The organism is Heliomarina sp. (assembly GCF_052826185.1).
The window spans coordinates 145,640-163,003 of the sequence record NZ_JBRBUI010000053.1; the positions used below are offsets into that span (position 1 = coordinate 145,640).

General features: G+C 58.4%; 10 protein-coding genes. 6 read left to right on the forward strand and 4 right to left on the reverse strand.

Features of this window, described 5'->3' with window-relative positions; genetic code table 11:
• Positions 1 to 22: 22 nt before the first annotated feature.
• Entirely contained in the window at positions 23 to 1,735 is a 1,713-nt protein-coding gene (locus ACU0FH_RS17385; protein ID WP_446195939.1) for a thiamine pyrophosphate-dependent enzyme, read from the forward strand.
• 963 nt (positions 1,736 to 2,698) lie between these two features.
• Here ACU0FH_RS17385 and ACU0FH_RS17390 read toward each other — a convergent pair.
• The 4 genes from ACU0FH_RS17390 to ACU0FH_RS17405 all read right to left on the reverse strand — a co-directional run bounded on the left by ACU0FH_RS17390 (position 2,699) and on the right by ACU0FH_RS17405 (position 8,192).
• Entirely contained in the window at positions 2,699 to 4,906 is a 2,208-nt protein-coding gene (locus tag ACU0FH_RS17390; RefSeq protein WP_446195940.1) for a sensor histidine kinase, read from the reverse strand.
• Between the two features lie 125 nt (positions 4,907 to 5,031).
• Positions 5,032 to 6,300, reverse strand: a complete 1,269-nt coding sequence (locus tag ACU0FH_RS17395; protein ID WP_446195941.1) for an ABC transporter permease — start codon at positions 6,298 to 6,300, stop codon at positions 5,032 to 5,034.
• Positions 6,297 to 7,103, reverse strand: coding sequence for a taurine ABC transporter ATP-binding protein (locus tag ACU0FH_RS17400; RefSeq protein ID WP_446195942.1), 807 nt, complete (start codon positions 7,101 to 7,103; stop codon positions 6,297 to 6,299). The genes ACU0FH_RS17395 and ACU0FH_RS17400 overlap by 4 nt, the downstream gene beginning before the upstream one ends.
• A 99-nt stretch (positions 7,104 to 7,202) precedes the next feature.
• Positions 7,203 to 8,192, reverse strand: a complete 990-nt coding sequence (locus ACU0FH_RS17405; RefSeq protein ID WP_446195943.1) for a taurine ABC transporter substrate-binding protein — start codon at positions 8,190 to 8,192, stop codon at positions 7,203 to 7,205.
• A gap of 401 nt (positions 8,193 to 8,593) precedes the next feature.
• Here ACU0FH_RS17405 and ACU0FH_RS17410 point away from each other — a divergent pair, with 401 nt between their 5' ends.
• The 5 genes from ACU0FH_RS17410 (at position 8,594) to ACU0FH_RS17430 (ending at position 17,363) form a co-directional block, all read left to right on the forward strand.
• Positions 8,594 to 9,985 carry an aminotransferase family protein gene (locus ACU0FH_RS17410; RefSeq protein WP_446195944.1) on the forward strand — a complete coding sequence of 464 codons (1,392 nt, stop codon included), beginning with the start codon at positions 8,594 to 8,596 and terminating at the stop codon, positions 9,983 to 9,985.
• Positions 9,986 to 10,128: 143 nt separating this feature from the next.
• Positions 10,129 to 11,601 carry a MocR-like pyridoxine biosynthesis transcription factor PdxR gene (gene pdxR, locus ACU0FH_RS17415; protein WP_446195945.1) on the forward strand — a complete coding sequence of 491 codons (1,473 nt, stop codon included), beginning with the start codon at positions 10,129 to 10,131 and terminating at the stop codon, positions 11,599 to 11,601.
• Positions 11,602 to 11,815: 214 nt separating this feature from the next.
• Positions 11,816 to 13,591: a sulfoacetaldehyde acetyltransferase gene (xsc, locus tag ACU0FH_RS17420; RefSeq protein WP_446195946.1), complete on the forward strand. Its 1,776-nt coding sequence runs from the start codon at positions 11,816 to 11,818 to the stop codon at positions 13,589 to 13,591.
• A 159-nt stretch (positions 13,592 to 13,750) separates the two neighbouring features.
• Positions 13,751 to 16,528 carry a molybdopterin oxidoreductase family protein gene (locus tag ACU0FH_RS17425; RefSeq protein ID WP_446195947.1) on the forward strand — a complete coding sequence of 926 codons (2,778 nt, stop codon included), beginning with the start codon at positions 13,751 to 13,753 and terminating at the stop codon, positions 16,526 to 16,528.
• A 94-nt stretch (positions 16,529 to 16,622) separates the two neighbouring features.
• Positions 16,623 to 17,363: a 4Fe-4S dicluster domain-containing protein gene (locus tag ACU0FH_RS17430; protein WP_446195948.1), complete on the forward strand. Its 741-nt coding sequence runs from the start codon at positions 16,623 to 16,625 to the stop codon at positions 17,361 to 17,363.
• Position 17,364 lies beyond the last annotated feature (1 nt).

The following is a 17,364-nucleotide window of genomic DNA, read 5'->3' on the forward strand; positions in this document are numbered from 1 at the left end:
TTCATCTGAAAGGATACTTGACATGGCTAAAGTTGCGAATGTCGTCGTGGATGCACTTGTGAAGGCAGGCGCGCGTCGCTGCTGGGGAATCGTTGGTGACACGATTAATCACTTCACCGACGTAGTGCGCCAGTCCGATCTGCGTTGGATCCATGTGCGACACGAAGAGGTGGGAGGCCTAGCCGCTGGCGGAGAGGCCTACTTTACAGGTGAACTGGCTGTCTGTGCTGGCACCTGCGGACCGGGATCGCTTCATTTCGTCAACGGAATATTCGAAAGCCACCGGAACGGCGCGCCGGTTGTTCTCATCGCGTCGGACGTAGCGCGCACAGAGGCCGGTCTCGGGTTTCCGCAAGAGGTCGACCAGCGAAAGATCTATGAACAGCACAGCGTTTTCTGCGAATACATTTCGCACCCCGACCAAGCGCGGCGCATCACTGTGCAAGCTGCTCAGGCGGCGCTGACGAAGGGGGGCGTAGCGGTCGTCATCGTCAATGGCGACATGTTCGAAGAGGATACGCAAGACGAACTGCCTTGGTCAGTGCACCGTCCCAGATCTCGGCTGATCCCGGCAGACGATGAACTCGATGCGCTTGCGGAACGGCTCAATTCGGCGGACACTGTCACTCTCTACGCCGGGATCGGCGCGCGCGACGCGATGCCCCAGCTTTTGGCACTCGCCGAAAAACTCGCCGCCCCAATCGCCCATACCAGTCGATCAAAGGAATTCATCGAACCCGGCAATGCTTACAATGTTGGCATGATTGGCATTCTGGGTAACAAGGCCGGGGTCGAGGCCGTAGACGGTGCCGACGTGATGCTCTGCCTGGGCACGGACTTTGCTTACACACAATTCTATCCCGGACAGGACAAAATCATCCAGATTGATCGGGATCCCGCGCATATCGGGCGCCGGTCGCCGGTCGGAATGGGGCTGGTCGGCGACATAGGACCGACCGTCGCGGCATTGATCGACCGATTGGACCGGAATGACGACACAAAGCATCTGGAAGCCACGCGACTGCAGTGGAAGAAAGACCTTGATGGATATGAAGACGAAGCCAAGGAAAGCGATCCTTCCCTCATTCATCCGCAGTTCGTCACTCAAACTCTCGACCGCCTTGCCGCACAAGACGCAATTTTCACCGCAGATGGCGGATCGCCCATGGTCTGGCTGCTGCGGCATCTCACGGCGAACGGCGACAGGCGTTTCCTGACCAGCCTGCTGCACGGCACGATGGCCAATGCCTATCCCCAGGCCATGGGCGCCGTCGCAGCTTACCCAGAGCGTCAAGTCATCTCAATGTGTGGCGACGGCGGCCTGACAATGCTGATGGGCGATCTCCTGACGCTCAAGCAAGAGAAACTGCCGATAAAAATTTTGATATATAACAATGGCTCCCTCGGGTTCGTCGAAATGGAGCAACGGGTCGAAGGCCTGCTTGACAGCTATACCGGGCTGGAAAACCCCGACTTCGCCAGACTGGCCGAAGTTTGCGGGCTGAAAGGCATCCGGGTCGAAAGTGCAGACGATCTGGAAGGAGCCATGACACAGTGGTTGGCCACCGACGGACCGGCCATTCTCGACGTAAGGGTCAACCGGATGGAGCTGGTCATGCCACCAAAAGTCGAAACCGGACAGGTCGCCTCGACCGCGCTTTTCGGAATTAAGGCTGTTCTGGACGGTCGCGCACGTGAGGTCGTCTCGCTTCTGCGTGACAACTTCCTCCGTTGATTCAGCACTGTCCGAAAACGAGCACACAAAAATCTCGAAAGGCTCATCCGTTGAGAATTTCATTAACGGTAGGTTGAGAGGCATGACATGCGTCGACGTGTTCTGACATCGACGTGGTTGTCCGATCCGTAATCTCGGAGGTTCGTGCCCGCCTTCGGACCTGTTTTGAGGCAGCTTTGCATCTGATCGGCAAGTAAAGCAGTACCGGCTGCGCGGATCTTCTTCCGGGCAATTCTTTCGTCGTCGTCTTAGTAAACAAAAAGGGTTCGCGATCGAACAACACAAAAATTCTCCCCAGGTTTAGTTCACCACTCTTTTCATTCGCCGGAAGATGTTGCGTCAGCAAAATTAGAACCGTCTGTGAGAGACAAAAACTATTGCTACGATAAAGCCGCCGTTCAGTCCTTCGGGGAAACCATCAAACAGAACTGATTTGGCACAGCTCAATGCCAACGCGAAAAGCCGCCTGGCCGGCGACCTTCGGCTGTCTCAAACTCTACACGATCCGCGCGAGCACTACATAACTGCGAAGGCAAAACGCCCTGCCGCATTAGAACGAAAAAAGCCTACACGCGCCCGGAGCGCCGCGAAATCGCCAAGGTTTGAACGGTAATTAATTAACCAAGATCATGATGCCTTCGTCGCGGCGGCCGGCAATTCAATGGAAATTACACTGGTTCATAAGAACCGTTATACATGCATAACGGACATCTGAACTGCCAGCAGCTTAACATACGCAGGCTCTGATCTTTATTTTTGCTCGAAGTTTCCTGTAGCAATGAGCGGGAGCGAATAGGTTAGTCCATCAAACCCACAGCTTTTCAAATCAATTTTTCTTATCGCTCCGCCTCAGCCACCAACTAGCCGAAAACTGCTGATACAGAATCGCGATTTACCCTGAGGGATCGTCTTTCTATCATTTCTAATAGAGACGCATCACAACCGTTTTTTTTCTTGGATAGTTTACGCTGCCTGTCCCCGATCTGCACCCTGGGTGTCACCTTCCCGCTCAAGTGAACTGGGCGCGGTCGCCAAAAGACAGAGGGTAAACGTGCTGCCTACACCGAGTTCGCTGTCAACGGATATCGTGCCTCCTTGGGCCGAGGCAAGTTCACGTGAAATCGCAAGTCCAAGCCCGGTCCCGCCGCGACGGCGGGTTACCGACGAATCCACTTGGCGGAATGCTTCGAATATCCTGCCGACATCATCCAACGCGATCCCAGTACCCGTATCTCGCACATGAAACATGACGTATTGATCATTCCTTTCGGTAGACAGAACGATTTTCCCCTTGTCCGTGAACTTGAGAGCGTTCCCGATCAGATTGTAGAGGATCTGTCGCGTCCGGAATGCATCCGCGTAAACGGTACCGTTATCGCAGTCGACCTCGAATGCCAGCCCTTTCCGTTCGACTTCGATTTCCAGCTGGGCCTCCAGCGGTTCAACGATCTCGCTTACTGACGTTTCCGCGCATTCGACGACGAATGTGCCGGATTCGATCTTGGCGAAATCCAGCATCTCGTTGATAAGGCCCAACAAGTGCTGGCCCGACTTTTCCTGCTGGATGACCAATTTCGAAAAATGGGCGATGACTTCATCGACCTTCTCTCGCACAGTGCTGGATGCGCCGGTTTCCTCGAGCGATTTTTTCAAGGCCTGCACAACCGGCATCCGGTCGGTCAATTTCGCGATCCCCGCAAGTCCGAGGATGACGGTCAGCGGTGTCCGGAGTTCATGCGACAGCGCGTTTATAAACTGAGTTTTGGCCAGGTTGGCGGCCTGGGCCTCCGAAACCGCCTCTTCGAGTTCCGTGACATCTGTACGAATGCACACCATCCCGCCATCTTCCATCCGGTGATCCGAGACACGCAGAACTCTTCCGTTGCTCATTTTGTCTGTGCAGATGAAACTGTCGCTGCGCTGGCGAGCAGCGCCGTGCTCTGCGATCCAGTCTTCTTCGCGACCGATGGCATCGACAACGATTCCACGTCTGGCAATGGCTTCGGCAAATTCCCGTGCAGATGCTCCGGGGCGGATCACATCCAGCGCGCCGCTATAGAAACCAGCGAAAGTGGCATTGCATTTGTGCAACCGCCCTTGGCTGTCGAAAATGGCCATACCATTTTCCATCGCGCGGATCGCGTTATTCAGGCGGGCTTCGGCCAGATAACGGGATTCGGAAAGACGCAGGACGTAAGCCAGGATAATCACGACAAGTAGCGTGACGGCAAACATGATTGCCCGGTTGCGCAACCAGTCCGGTGAATGCTTTGGCCATCCCGATTTCGGCTTGGCGAGAAATTGCCAGCTGCCGTTCGGAAACTCGAACGCAAAACTCAGCGCAGCCCCCCAATCCAAGGACGCATTGCCGTAAATGACGGTGTTCCCCTCGGTTGCAGCCGCCTCTTTCAATATGAGAACATCAAACGCCTCGGACAATTCTTTCAGTCCAACGCTCGAGAAAAAGCGCTCGACGTCGACCGCGACCGTCGTAACGCCCCACGCCGCATTGCCAGGTTCCAGAGGATGCGGCACGACGCGATGCCTTAGCAGTAAAACCTCACGCCCGTCGGTCGCCGTAACAGGACCGGCAAGAATCCCGAGCTTGCCGGCTAGATATTCTGGATCAGATTCGTACGGTTCAAAAAGGTTATTCATCTGACCGGTGGGTAATAGCGCATCGGCGCCGGGTGGGTACGCCGCTTCGAAACCCGAAAAAGGCGAGGCGATAACCGCGGTCAGATAAATATTTTCACTTAGTTCCTTTTCAGCATAGCGTTGAAAATGAGAAGCCCACTGACTGTTCCCATCCAGCACGTGCATGGTCAAGCGTTGCAATGTCAGGAACATGTCAAGGGTTGTTGCTTTAACTTCATGCCGCCGTTTGAACACCTCGTCAAAAGCCTGTGCGCGCACGCTTTCCCGAAACTGTTTGTCGATCAACCGCTCAATTTTGAGAGACACCACAACCATCGCGATCGCGGCGACAACCATAACGATTACGGCGCCAAACCTGAACTTGGCCACATTGGCCACCCCCTGCTGGTACGGGGTGATGCCAACACCATCTACCCTTGGATCGTTTGCCTTATGACGCAAATCAGCAGACCCCTTTTTCGCCGTCAGATTCCCCGGCATTAAAAAGCAGGCTTGTTGATAAAACGTGACCATCCGCCTGAGGGGGCAGATGGGCTAAGAGCGGGAAAGCTGAACGGGATCAATCGCCCAGCCACCGGCGGCAATAAGAAATGGCGCGCACCTGCGCAGGGCGCGCCCCTCGCCGGATCAGAGGTGGATTAGCCCTTGCCCTTCCACGGTACCAAGAGACGTTCCGCCCAGCGCATCAGCATATCTATGCCAAAACCGATAATACCGATCAGGATGATCCCCATGATCACGATATCCGTGTTCTGGAACTTCGACGCGACCATGATCATCATACCCGCGCCCTTTTCGGCGGCAACGAGTTCTGCAGCCACGACCGTTCCCCAGCAGACCCCCATTGCGACACGGGCACCTGTAAAGATGTCGGGCAGCGAGTTCGGGATGATGACATAACGCATGATCTGCCATTTGCTCGCGCCGAGCGAATAGGCAGCGTGAACCTTGGAGATCCGCACACCCGACACGCCCGACCGCGCAGCAATTGCCATGATCCACAAGGCCGCGAGGAACAGCAGGATGATCTTGCCGACCTCGCCGATGCCCGCCCAGATGATGACCAGCGGAATAAGCGCCAGCGGAGGTACGGGGCGCATGAATTCCACGATCGGATCGAACCAGCCCCGGAACCAGTCAGACAGTCCCATCGCATAGCCGAGGGGGATGCCGACGATTGCCCCGCACAGGAAACCGACAATGACGCGAAACAGCGAATAGCCAAGGTGTTCCCAGAGCGTCGACCCCCGGAAACCGTCGCTGGCGATCTCGACGACCCGCGCAACGACCGCTTCGGGCGCAGGGAGCCAGATCGGCTCCATCTGCCAGCCCTTGTTCGGCTCGAAATTGAGGGTTCCCTTGGGGCTCATGCCGATGCGCCCGAAATCGGTGATGACCTCGCCGCCGGGTCTTATCGGTTGTCCGTTCACGGCGACGACTTCGGCACCTTCATCGCGGCCAAATTCGTCATTGCCATCGACGCGGATCAATCCGCTGCGCCAGACGCCGACGGTTGCACTGTCATTCTTGGCCCAGCCTTCGCCCGGATCTACTTCGGGGGCGTCAACGCTCTGATCGATCGGGTGAACCATCACGCTGACGGTTGCCGTATCGCTGCCCTGACCGGGTGCTTCTGCTGTGTATTCGAATGTTGCCAACCCCTCGAACGGGCCCGGCGCATGCAGGAATTTCGGCAGAAGGGTCGAGCCGGTGAACATGCCCCAAAGCAGGAACAGCGTCAGGATCGAAATGACCGAAGCCGCCCGGTTCGGACGCACCGCGCTTTCATCGCCGAAAGTAACCGTCTTGAGCGACGTGAAATCGCGCGTCGTCGCCTTGGCGATCACCTTTGTCACGAGGAAAAAGGCCACGACAAAGATGAAGACGTAGAGAAGTAGGACGATCATGCGCTAGCCTCCGTGCGGCCCATGATTTCCTCTTCCATGTCCCAGATCATCCCAAGGATCTCTTCACGCTTTACCGCGAACTCGGGGTGTTTCTTGACCTCCCGCAGGTCCTGATTGACACCAAGTTCCGCGAAAGGCAGGCGATAATCCTTGTGAATGCGACCGGGCCGCGGTGCCATGACCAGCAGGCGCTCCCCCAGCAGCAGCGCCTCTTCGACCGAGTGGGTTATCAGGATGATCGTCTTGCCGGTTTCTTTCCAAAGCTTGAGCACGAGGCTCTGCATCTTTTCCCGCGTCAGCGCGTCCAGCGCGCCAAGCGGTTCGTCCATCAGGATCACGTCCGGATCGTTGGCGAGGCACCGCGCCAAGGCGACACGCTGCTGCATCCCGCCAGACAACTCGTAAACCGCCTTTTCCTTGAAAGCCCCAAGGCCAACCACGTCCAGCAGGTGGTTCACGATCTTGTCCTTTTCGGCCTTGGCCATGCCTTTCATTGAGGGACCGAACCCGACATTTTCACGCACGCTCATCCACTCGAACAGCGCACCCTGCTGAAAGACCATGCCACGCTCTGCATCTGGGCCCTTGACCTCGTGTCCGTTCAGCACGATGCGCCCGTCCGTTGGCGCCAGAAATCCGGCAACGATGTTGAGCAAGGTTGTCTTACCACAGCCGGATGGACCCAGAACGCTCAGCAGCTCTCCTGCCTTGAGATCAAGCGATACGTTCTTCAGCGCCTGAACCGACGTCCCGTTGGGCAGGTCAAAGCGCATGGATATATTGTCGATAGCCAACCCTGACATGAGGCCCCACTTTCAAATTTCCAGATTGTCGTGATGGCCCTCGGCCGAGCCCGATGAGAAATGGACCGGGCAGCACAACGGCCGCCCGATCCGTTTCAATCACATGCCATGCGCGGCCTGAAGCGGCCCCGTGTTGACAGCGTTTTCGTAAGAGTCCTTGGCCGCATCGATGCTGCCCGCTTCGACAAAGACCTGCGCCACGCCCTTCATGAACTCCTGCGCACCGCCACCAAGCCACTTGGCTTTGAGCTGGTCATCGACCGTCGGGAAGACAAAGGTCGAGATGGTCTCCATCGTCGCCTCTTCGTCCATGCCCGCGTCCTTGGCGATCACGGGAAGCATTTCGGCGTGGTTAGCCTCATCGGCCCACATCGCGTTGGCTTCAGCCGTGACCTTGAGGAACTTCGCGGCAACATCGCTGTTTTCGGCAACCCAACCGGCCGGGGCCGAGGTGACGTCAAACACAAGAATGCCAAGCTCTTCTTTCTCTGCACCGGTCAGCAACACGTTGCCATGCTCTTTCATGCGGCGCAGCGAACCGCCCCAACCGCAGGCCATGTCGACCGCGCCCTGCGCGAAGGCAGCCGCGCCATCCGGCGGCGCCATGTCGACGATCTCAAGGCTGTCGAGCGGAACCCCGAAATGGTCCATCTGCTTGAGAAACCCGTAATGTGCCGCGGTTCCCAGCGGAACAGCAACCTTTTTGCCTTCCAGCTCCCCTGCGCTGTTCTTGTCGATTTCAAGAGCGCTGGCCACGACGCAGTTGTCGTTATCCGAGTAGCTGACCGCAACGTCGAGCACCTGAAGGTCCTGCCCGGCGCTCGCCGCGACGACGAAAGGCGGTACGCCCTGGCTGACACTGATTTGCACGTCGCCCGAAGCCATCGCCGCGCTCATGGCGGTGCCTGCATCAAAGCTCACCCAGTTGACCGTCTCGCCCAGCGCTTCGTCATACATGCCGGTGGCCTTCGCGTATTGGAATGGCATCGGCCATTCGAGGAAGTAGCCGACCGTGATATCCGCCAGCGCAGGTCCGGCGGCAAAGGCAAGCGACGCTGCCGCGCCCAGCAGTCTAAGTTTCGTTTTCATGTTTTTCTCCCTATTCCGCCGCTTGTGCGGCTTGTTACATTGTCCGGCCGCTGCACAGCCGGATCAAATTTTCCGAAATGCGCCCTTCCGGGTGCGTCCCTTCCGATAACCCGAACCGAAAAGAAGCAGCCGATCAACATTTTTTGTGACAGCTCTCACCCCAAATCAGCAAAAGAGGTCGTCAGGAATACGGGCGAAGAATCGGTTTTTGTTATTAAAATCGTATAGTTAAATCATCTCGACTTACGAAGAACAGCACTTCACAGCCCATTCTGGACTTATGGCTGATGCTGAATTGGCCCTATAATCTGCAAAGAATTCGCGCTGTTGTCGGTAATGAAACGAGGGTAGCGAGTCTGCCCGTTTTTCCTGTGTTTTCACCGCATTCGAAAGGGCCCGTCATGGATGGCGCATTCAGCGAGAACGATATTTCTCATGTTGTAGAGGCCGACAAGGCCCATGTCTGGCACCACCTAAGCCAGCACAAACCCTATGAGACCTCCGACCCCCGCATCATCGTAGAAGGCAAGGGCATCCATGTCTGGGACCAGCACGGTAAGAAACATCTCGATGCGGTTTCCGGCGGCGTCTGGACCGTCAACGTCGGCTATGGCCGCGAGTCTATCGCCAATGCCGTGCGCGACCAGCTGATCAAGCTGAACTATTTCGCCGGATCTGCCGGCTCCATTCCAGGCGCGATCTACGCCGAAAAGCTGATCTCCAAGATGCCGGGTCTATCCCGCGTCTATTACATGAACAGCGGGTCCGAGGCGAACGAGAAAGCCTTCAAGATGGTGCGCCAGATCGCGCACAAGAAATACGGCGGCAAGAAACACAAGATTCTGTACCGCGACCGCGACTACCACGGTACGACCATCGCCTGCCTGTCCGCAGGTGGTCAGGACGAACGCGGAATGCAGTACGGCCCATTCACCCCGGGTTTCGTCCGGGTGCCGCATTGCCTCGAATACCGTCGCCACGAACAGGATGGTGCTCCGGTCGAGAACTACGGCGAATGGGCAGCGGAACAGATCGAAGCGGTCATCCTGCGGGAAGGACCGGATACTGTGGGTGCGCTCTGCCTCGAGCCGGTAACGGCGGGCGGTGGCGTCATCACGCCGCCGGAAGGCTACTGGCAGAAGGTCCAGGAAATCTGTCGCAAGTACGATATCCTGCTGCATATCGACGAGGTCGTCTGCGGCGTCGGGCGGACAGGTACATGGTTCGGCTACCAGCAATACGGCATCGAACCGGACATGGTCACCATGGCCAAGGGTGTGGCGTCGGGCTATGCCGCCATTGCCTGTCTCGTGACAACCGAGAAAGTATTCGAGATGTTCAAGGACGATCCCTCGGACAAACTGAACTACTTCCGGGACATCTCGACCTTCGGCGGCTGCACCTCCGGACCGGCCGCAGCGCTTGAAAACATGCGCATCATCGAGGACGAAAACCTGCTCGACAACACGGTTGCAATGGGGGAACGGCTGATGGGCAACCTTCACGCGCTGAAAGACAAGCACCAGGTCATCGGTGACGTGCGCGGCAAGGGCCTGTTCTGCGGGCTCGAACTCGTCTCGGACCGCGAGAGCAAGGAACCGGTGACCGAGGCACAGATCGCAGCGGTAACGGGCGACTGCATGGCGCAGGGCGTTGTGATCGGCGCCTCGAACCGCTCCGTTCCCGGCAAGAACAACTGCCTGTGCTTCTCACCGGCCCTGATCGCCAGCGCCGACAATATCGACGAGATCACCTCGGCCGTCGATTCCGCGCTGACCAAGGTTTTCGGCTAACAAGAAAATTCAATTTTCTTGGGAATTTTCCTTCGGAAAATTGGCCCCGGCATGCGTGCCGGGGCTTTTTTTTGCAACCAGCAAGTCTGGCGCACCTCTAAGTCCAGATTGCACCCGCCTTAAGACCAGCTTATTGCCAATACATGGCAATATCGGTCGAAACTTTTTTCCTCGCGGCAGACGGGCAAGGTACGCTCCAAGCGCAGATCCAGCAAATGATCGCGCAGGGCATCCTTTCGGGCCGGTTCCACCGTGGTGAAAAACTCCCCTCCTCGCGCAGCCTCGCCGCGCACCTCGGGGTTAGCCGGATTACTGTCACCCTTGCCTATACCGAATTGCTGGCCAACGACTACCTGAGTTCCCGTGGCCGCTCCGGCTATTTCGTTTCCGACAACGCACCGGTGCCCCCGGTCTATGACCCCCGCCCCGCTTCGGAGGACCGGGTGGATTGGGCCCGGGCGATCACCCGCACGTTTACCGGCGGCGATACACCGGTCAAACCTTCGGATTGGGAAAACTACCGCTATCCTTTCATTTACGGACAGGTAGACCCCACACTTTTCGACCATGCGAACTGGCGGCTCAGCGCCATGCGCGCTCTCGGGGCCAAGGATTTTTCCTCCCTTACCTCCGACTACTACGACCGTGACGACCCGCTTCTCGTGGAGTTCATCTCGCGCCACACGCTGCCGCGTCGCGGCATCACCGCGCGCCCGTCCGAGGTGCTGATCACCATGGGTGCCCAGAACGCGCTCTGGCTCACCGCGCAGGTTCTGCTCAACAGCCGCCGCCGGGCCGCGATCGAAGATCCCGGTTATCACGCACTCAGGGACGTCCTTGCCCATACCCGCTGCGCCATTTCGCCGGTGCGCGTCGATGCCGATGGCCTGCCGCCAGATGCCATTCCGGCCGACACGGACATTATATTCTCAACGCCGAGCCATCAGTCCCCGACCACAGCCACGATGCCGATGGCCCGACGCAAGGCCTTGCTTGAAAAGGCCAGCGCGCTGAACGCCCTCATAATCGAGGATGATTATGAATTTGAACTGTCCTTTCTCGGCGCCCCCTCCCCCGCGCTTAAATCGATGGATCGCGACGGGCGCGTGATCTACGTCGGCTCTTTTTCCAAATCGCTGTTTCCAGGTCTTCGGCTTGGTTATCTGGTCGGATCGGAACCCTTCATCCGCGAAGCCCGCGCCCTCCGCGCCTCGGTGCTTCGTCACCCGCCGGGGCACGTGCAGCGCACCGCCGCCTATTTTCTGTCGCTGGGACATTACGACGCCCAGATCAGGCGGATGTCCAAGGCCCTGCATGCGCGCCGTAAACAGCTTGAGGACTCGGTGGTGCGTCATGGTCTTACCATTTCCGGCAACGGCGGTTACGGTGGCTCGGCTCTGTGGATGCAGGCGCCGGCCCATGTGGATACCGAAATGCTGGCCAATCAGTTGCGCCGGAAAGCCGTGCTTATCGAACCAGGCGCTCCCTTCTTTTCTGCCAAGGCGGGCCCCGCGAATTTCTACCGGCTGGGGTATTCGTCAATCCATATCGACCGGATCGACGATGGCGTGCGCCTGATCCGCGAAGGGCTGGAAAAATACGAACCGACGGCCTGACCCACCGCCGGATGCGTTTGTCGGAGCCTTTCCGAAAGGCCATCCTGCCAGCGTCTTTGCCATGCTTCGTTCAAATCTATAGTAGTGGCACGGGCGAAACAGCGATGTGGACCTAACTGCCACACCCAACTGGCCCTAACTGCGAAAGCCTGCAATCCGGTACTGTCCGCACAAACGCAAACGGGGCGATCCGCCCCCAAACGAGGCACCCCCGATGAAGATGACAACAGAAGAAGCCTTTGTAAAAACATTGCAAAGGCATGGAATCGAACACGCTTTTGGCATCATCGGATCGGCTTTCATGCCGATCTCCGACCTTTTCCCAAAGGCTGGCATCACCTTCTGGGACTGTGCACACGAAGGTTCCGGCGGCATGATGGCCGATGGCTATACCCGCGCCTCCGGCAAGATGAGCATGATGATCGCGCAGAACGGCCCCGGGATCACCAACTTCGTCACTGCCGTGAAAACCGCGTACTGGAACCATACGCCGCTGCTACTGGTCACACCGCAGGCCGCTAACAAGACCCTCGGTCAGGGCGGGTTCCAAGAAGTCGAGCAGATGAAACTGTTCGAGGATATGGTGGCCTATCAGGAAGAGGTCCGTGACCCGTCCCGCGTCGCCGAAGTGCTGAACCGCGTGATCCTGCAGGCAAAGCGCGCCTCGGCCCCGGCTCAGATCAACCTGCCTCGTGATTACTGGACGCAAGTGATCGACATCGAGATCCCCGAAGTCGTCGAATTCGAACGCCCGTCCGGCGGCGAAAAGGCGCTGGACGATGCCGCCGCGATGCTGAGCGCTGCCAAGAATCCGGTCATCCTCAACGGTGCCGGTGTCGTTCTTGCCGGTGCGATCCCCGACACGATGAAACTGGCCGAGCGTCTCACCGCACCGGTCTGTGTCGGCTACCAGCACAACGACGCCTTCCCCGGATCGCATCCGCTTTTCGCAGGTCCGCTGGGTTACAACGGGTCCAAGGCCGGGATGGAGCTGATCAAGGATGCAGATGTTGTGCTGTGCCTCGGCACACGCCTGAACCCGTTCTCGACGCTGCCGGGCTATGGGATGGATTACTGGCCCAAGGACGCAAAGATCATTCAGGTCGACATCAATCCCGACCGCATTGGTCTGACCAAGAAGGTGTCGGTCGGCATCGTCGGCGACGCCAAGAAAGTCGCGCAGGGCATCCTGTCGCGCCTCTCCGATAGCGCAGGTGACGAAGGCCGCGACGACCGTCAGGCGAAGATCGCGCAAGCCAAATCCGCATGGGCGCAGCAGCTTTCCTCAATGGATCACGAAGATGACGATCCGGGCACCACATGGAACGAACGCGCCCGCACGGCCAAGCCCGATTGGATGAGCCCGCGCATGGCATGGCGCGCAATTCAGAGCGCCCTGCCGCGTGAGGCCATCATTTCTTCGGATATCGGCAACAACTGCGCCATCGGCAACGCCTATCCGTCTTTCGAGGAAGGCCGCAAATACCTAGCACCGGGCCTGTTCGGTCCCTGCGGCTATGGCCTGCCCGCGATCATAGGCGCCAAGATCGGCTGCCCGGATGTGCCGGTTGTCGGCTTTGCCGGTGACGGTGCTTTTGGCATCGCGGTGACGGAACTGACCGCCATTGCCCGCAAGGAATGGCCGCCGATCACCATGATCGTTTTCCGCAATTACCAGTGGGGCGCGGAAAAGCGGAACTCGACCCTGTGGTATGACGACAACTTTGTCGGCACAGAATTGTCCGACGGCGTTTCCTATGCCGGCATCGCTCAGGCCTGCGGTCTGAAAGGCGTTCAGGCGAAGACGATGGAGGGTCTGACCGAGGCGCTGAACCAAGCGATCACCGACCAGATGCAGAATGGCACCACCACCCTTATCGAAGCGCTGATCAATCAGGAACTCGGAGAACCGTTCCGCCGTGACGCGATGAAAAAGCCGGTCTCGGTGGCCGGAATCGACCCGGCTGACATGCGTACACAAACCGTATGATACCTGTATGACATCCGTCATACATGCCGAACCCCGGTGCCAAAGCCGGGGTTCACGCAGCAACTGTTGACTTTGTTCCATTTTTTACGCCCCATCGGGGACAGGGTTTTACCAACGACCTGAATAGCAGAACAAATACCTAGACGCGCCCGGGACTGAATGGCCTTACACCAACCCAAGCTTGATACGTCACCCCGGGTTTCCGACGAGATCCGCAAAACCACCTGTTACATGTGCGCCTGTCGCTGCGGGATCAATGTCCACATGAAATCGGGCAAGGTCTCTTACATCGAAGGCAACCGTGATCACCCCGTGAACAAGGGCGTGCTTTGTGCCAAGGGGTCGGCCGGGATAATGCAGCATACCGCGCCCTCGCGGCTGCGCGCGCCTCTCAAACGGGTCGGGCCGCGCGGATCGGGCGAATTCAAAGAGATCAGCTGGGACGAAGCGCTCGAGATAGCCACCGAATGGATGGCACCGCTTCGCGCAGATGCACCGGAAAAGCTGGCCTTTTTTACCGGACGTGACCAGTCGCAATCCTTTACCAGCTTCTGGGCGCAGAATTTCGGAACGCCAAACTACGCGGCGCATGGCGGGTTCTGTTCCGTCAACATGGCCACCGCCGGGATTTACACCATGGGCGGCGCGTTCTGGGAATTCGGGCAGCCAGATTGGGATCACACCAAGCTCTTCATGCTTTTTGGTGTGGCCGAGGATCACGACAGTAATCCGATCAAGATGGGGCTGGGCAAGATCAAGGCGCGCGGCGCTAAGGTGATCGGGGTCAATCCGATCCGAACGGGTTACAACGCGATCGCCGACGAATGGGTCGGCATCACACCCGGCACCGATGGCCTGTTCATCCTGTCGCTTATCCATGTGCTGATGGCAGCGGGTAAAATCGACCTCGACTACCTGTCGCGCTATACAAACGCGCCGGTACTGTTGAACTCTGACCCGGGCTCGGCCGAATTCGGCCTGTTCCTGCGCAATGAGGACGGCAAACCGCTGGTCATCGACCGCATGTCAAAAGAGCTGGTGCCCTTCGACCGGCCGGGCGTACGCCCCGATCTCTCGGCCAGTTACGATCAGAAAGACATCACCCATCGGACAGTTTTCCACCGGATGGCCGAACGCTACCTGTCCCCGGAATACGCGCCAGAGAGCGTGGCCGACCGCTGCGGCATCAGCGCAGCCAGGATCCGGAGCATCGCGGCGGAACTTGCCCGCGTCGCCTTTGACGAAGCTATCGAGCTTGACCGCGAATGGACCGATTTCCGGGGCGAAAACCATCGCAGCATGATCGGACGTCCGGTCAGTTTTCACGCCATGCGCGGTATCTCTGCGCATTCCAATGGGTTTCAGACCTGCCGTGCGCTGCATGTGTTGCAGATCATTCTCGGCTCGGTCGAAACGCCGGGCGGTTTCCGCTTCAAACCGCCCTATCCGAAACCTGCCGATGCCCATCCCAAGCCCCATTGCAACGTAACGCCCGGGGGTCCGCTGGACGGCCCGCACCTTGGATTTGTTCAAGGGCCGGATGACCTTGCGCTGAAACCCGATGGCACGCCGGCGCGTATCGACAAGGCCTTTACGTGGGAAAACCCCATGTCGGCGCACGGGCTGATGCATATGGTCATTTCCAATGCCCATGCCGGCGATCCCTACAAGATCGACACGCTGTTTCTCTACATGGCGAACATGTCGTGGAATTCCTCCATGAACACCGGCGGCGTCATGGAGATGCTGACGGACAAGGGTGAAGATGGCGAATATGTCATTCCCCGGATCATCTATTCGGATGCCTATAGCTCGGAAATGGTGGCCTATGCCGACCTCATCCTGCCCGACACGACCTATCTTGAACGGCATGACTGCATTTCCCTGCTCGACAGGCCGATCTGCGAGGCCGATGCCGCCGCCGATGCCATCCGCTGGCCCGTCGTTGAACCTGACCGGGACGTGCGCGGGTTTCAGTCGGTTCTCTGCGATCTGGGCGCGCGTCTTGGCCTGCCGGGATTCGTGGACGCGGACGGGAGCCAGAAATACGCAGATTACGCGGATTACATCGTCTCGCATGAACGCCGCCCCGGGATTGGTCCGCTGGCCGGCTGGCGAGTGGGCGACGGCGCGGGGCGCGGCGAGGCCCCGCCAGACCAGATCGACAGATATATTGAAAACGGCGGATTCTGGATCAAGCACATCCCCGAGGAATGCGCTTATTACAAACCGTGGAACTCGGCCTATCAGGACTGGGCTGTCGAGACGGGTTTCTACGACAAGCCCCAGCCCTATCTGTTCCAGCTTTACGTCGAACCCCTGCGCCGGTTCCAGCTTGCCGCCGAAGGTCACGGAGATCGCCAGCCCCCCGAGGCGCTGCGCGACCGGATCAAGATAAAACTCGATCCACTGCCGATCTGGTACAGCGATGGTGAAGATGCGGAGGGAAGCTTTGACATCCATGCGCTGACGCAGCGCCCGATGGCAATGTATCACAGCTGGGGCAGCCAGAACGCCTGGCTGCGGCAGCTTCACGGGCACAACCCGCTTTATGTGCCAAGCAAGCTGATGCGGGAAAAAGGGTTGCAGGACGGCGACTGGGCGCGGGTCAGTTCGGCACATGGCGAGATCATCGTGCCGGTCATGGAAATGGCTGCGCTGAATTCGAATACGGTCTGGACGTGGAATGCCATTGGCAAACGCAAGGGGGCGTGGGCCCTGGACCCCGACGCGCCCGAGGCCAGAAAAGGCTTTCTGCTCAACCATCTGATATCCGAGCTGCTGCCGCCAAAAGGCGATGGGCTGCGCTGGTCGAACTCAGATCCGGTGACAGGACAGGCGGCGTGGTTCGACCTGCGTGTCCGGATCGAGAAGGTGCCCCCTCCCGGCCAAAGCCAGCCGGTTTTTCCACCGATCCACTATTCGGCGGACCAGTAAGAATGGAAGGTTTCGTGACCAGATCCCCAAATTTTTCCAAAAAATTTGCCAAGAAAATTTCAATTTTCTTGGGCGTTTCGAGAGTTTGCGCGCGATGACCGAACTTCCCGGCGAAACCACCCGCAAACTGGGGCTGGTCATCGACCTCGACACCTGCGTCGGTTGCCATGCCTGCGTGATATCCTGTAAAGGCTGGAACACCGAGAACTACGGCGCACCGCTTTCGGATCAGGATGCCTATGGCGCAGAACCAACCGGAACGTTCCTCAATCGCGTGCATTCCTACGAGGTTCAGCCTGATGGCGGACCGGCCCAGCTGATCCATTTCCCCAAGTCCTGCCTGCATTGCGAAGACGCGCCCTGCGTGACTGTCTGCCCGACGGGCGCCAGCTACAAACGGGTCGAGGACGGTATCGTGCTCGTCAACGAAACCGACTGTATCGGATGCGGCCTCTGCGCCTGGGCCTGTCCATACGGCGCGCGTGAAATGGACGGGGCCGAGAAGGTGATGAAGAAATGCACCCTCTGCGTTGACCGGATCTATAACGAGAACTTGCCTGAAGAAGATCGCGAACCCGCATGTGTCCGGACATGCCCCGCCGGCGCGCGCCACTTCGGCGATTTTGCGGACCCCGACAGCAATGTGTCGCGACTGACGCGGGAACGTGGTGGCATCGAGCTTATGCCCGAGCAGGGCACCCGCCCCGTCAACCGTTACCTGCCACCGCGTGCAAAGGATCGAATGGCCGAAACGCAAACGCAGCAACTCGATCCAGTAGCGACTGATTTGCCCGGCTTTCTTGGCTGGCTCGACAGGGCGCTGGACCGGCTTTGAC

Bases quoted from the DNA above. Each gene is read 5' to 3' on its own strand.
- ACU0FH_RS17385 (WP_446195939.1), top strand. From the start codon at position 23: ATGGCTAAAGTTGCGAATGTCGTCGTGGATGCACTTGTGAAGGCAGGC.
- ACU0FH_RS17395 (WP_446195941.1), bottom strand. From the start codon at position 6,300: ATGATCGTCCTACTTCTCTACGTCTTCATCTTTGTCGTGGCCTTTTTC.
- pdxR (WP_446195945.1), top strand. From the start codon at position 10,129: ATGGCAATATCGGTCGAAACTTTTTTCCTCGCGGCAGACGGGCAAGGT.
- ACU0FH_RS17400 (WP_446195942.1), bottom strand. From the start codon at position 7,103: ATGTCAGGGTTGGCTATCGACAATATATCCATGCGCTTTGACCTGCCC.
- ACU0FH_RS17390 (WP_446195940.1), bottom strand. From the start codon at position 4,906: ATGGTCACGTTTTATCAACAAGCCTGCTTTTTAATGCCGGGGAATCTG.
- ACU0FH_RS17405 (WP_446195943.1), bottom strand. From the start codon at position 8,192: ATGAAAACGAAACTTAGACTGCTGGGCGCGGCAGCGTCGCTTGCCTTT.
- ACU0FH_RS17430 (WP_446195948.1), top strand. From the start codon at position 16,623: ATGACCGAACTTCCCGGCGAAACCACCCGCAAACTGGGGCTGGTCATC.
- ACU0FH_RS17425 (WP_446195947.1), top strand. From the start codon at position 13,751: ATGGCCTTACACCAACCCAAGCTTGATACGTCACCCCGGGTTTCCGAC.
- ACU0FH_RS17410 (WP_446195944.1), top strand. From the start codon at position 8,594: ATGGATGGCGCATTCAGCGAGAACGATATTTCTCATGTTGTAGAGGCC.
- xsc (WP_446195946.1), top strand. From the start codon at position 11,816: ATGAAGATGACAACAGAAGAAGCCTTTGTAAAAACATTGCAAAGGCAT.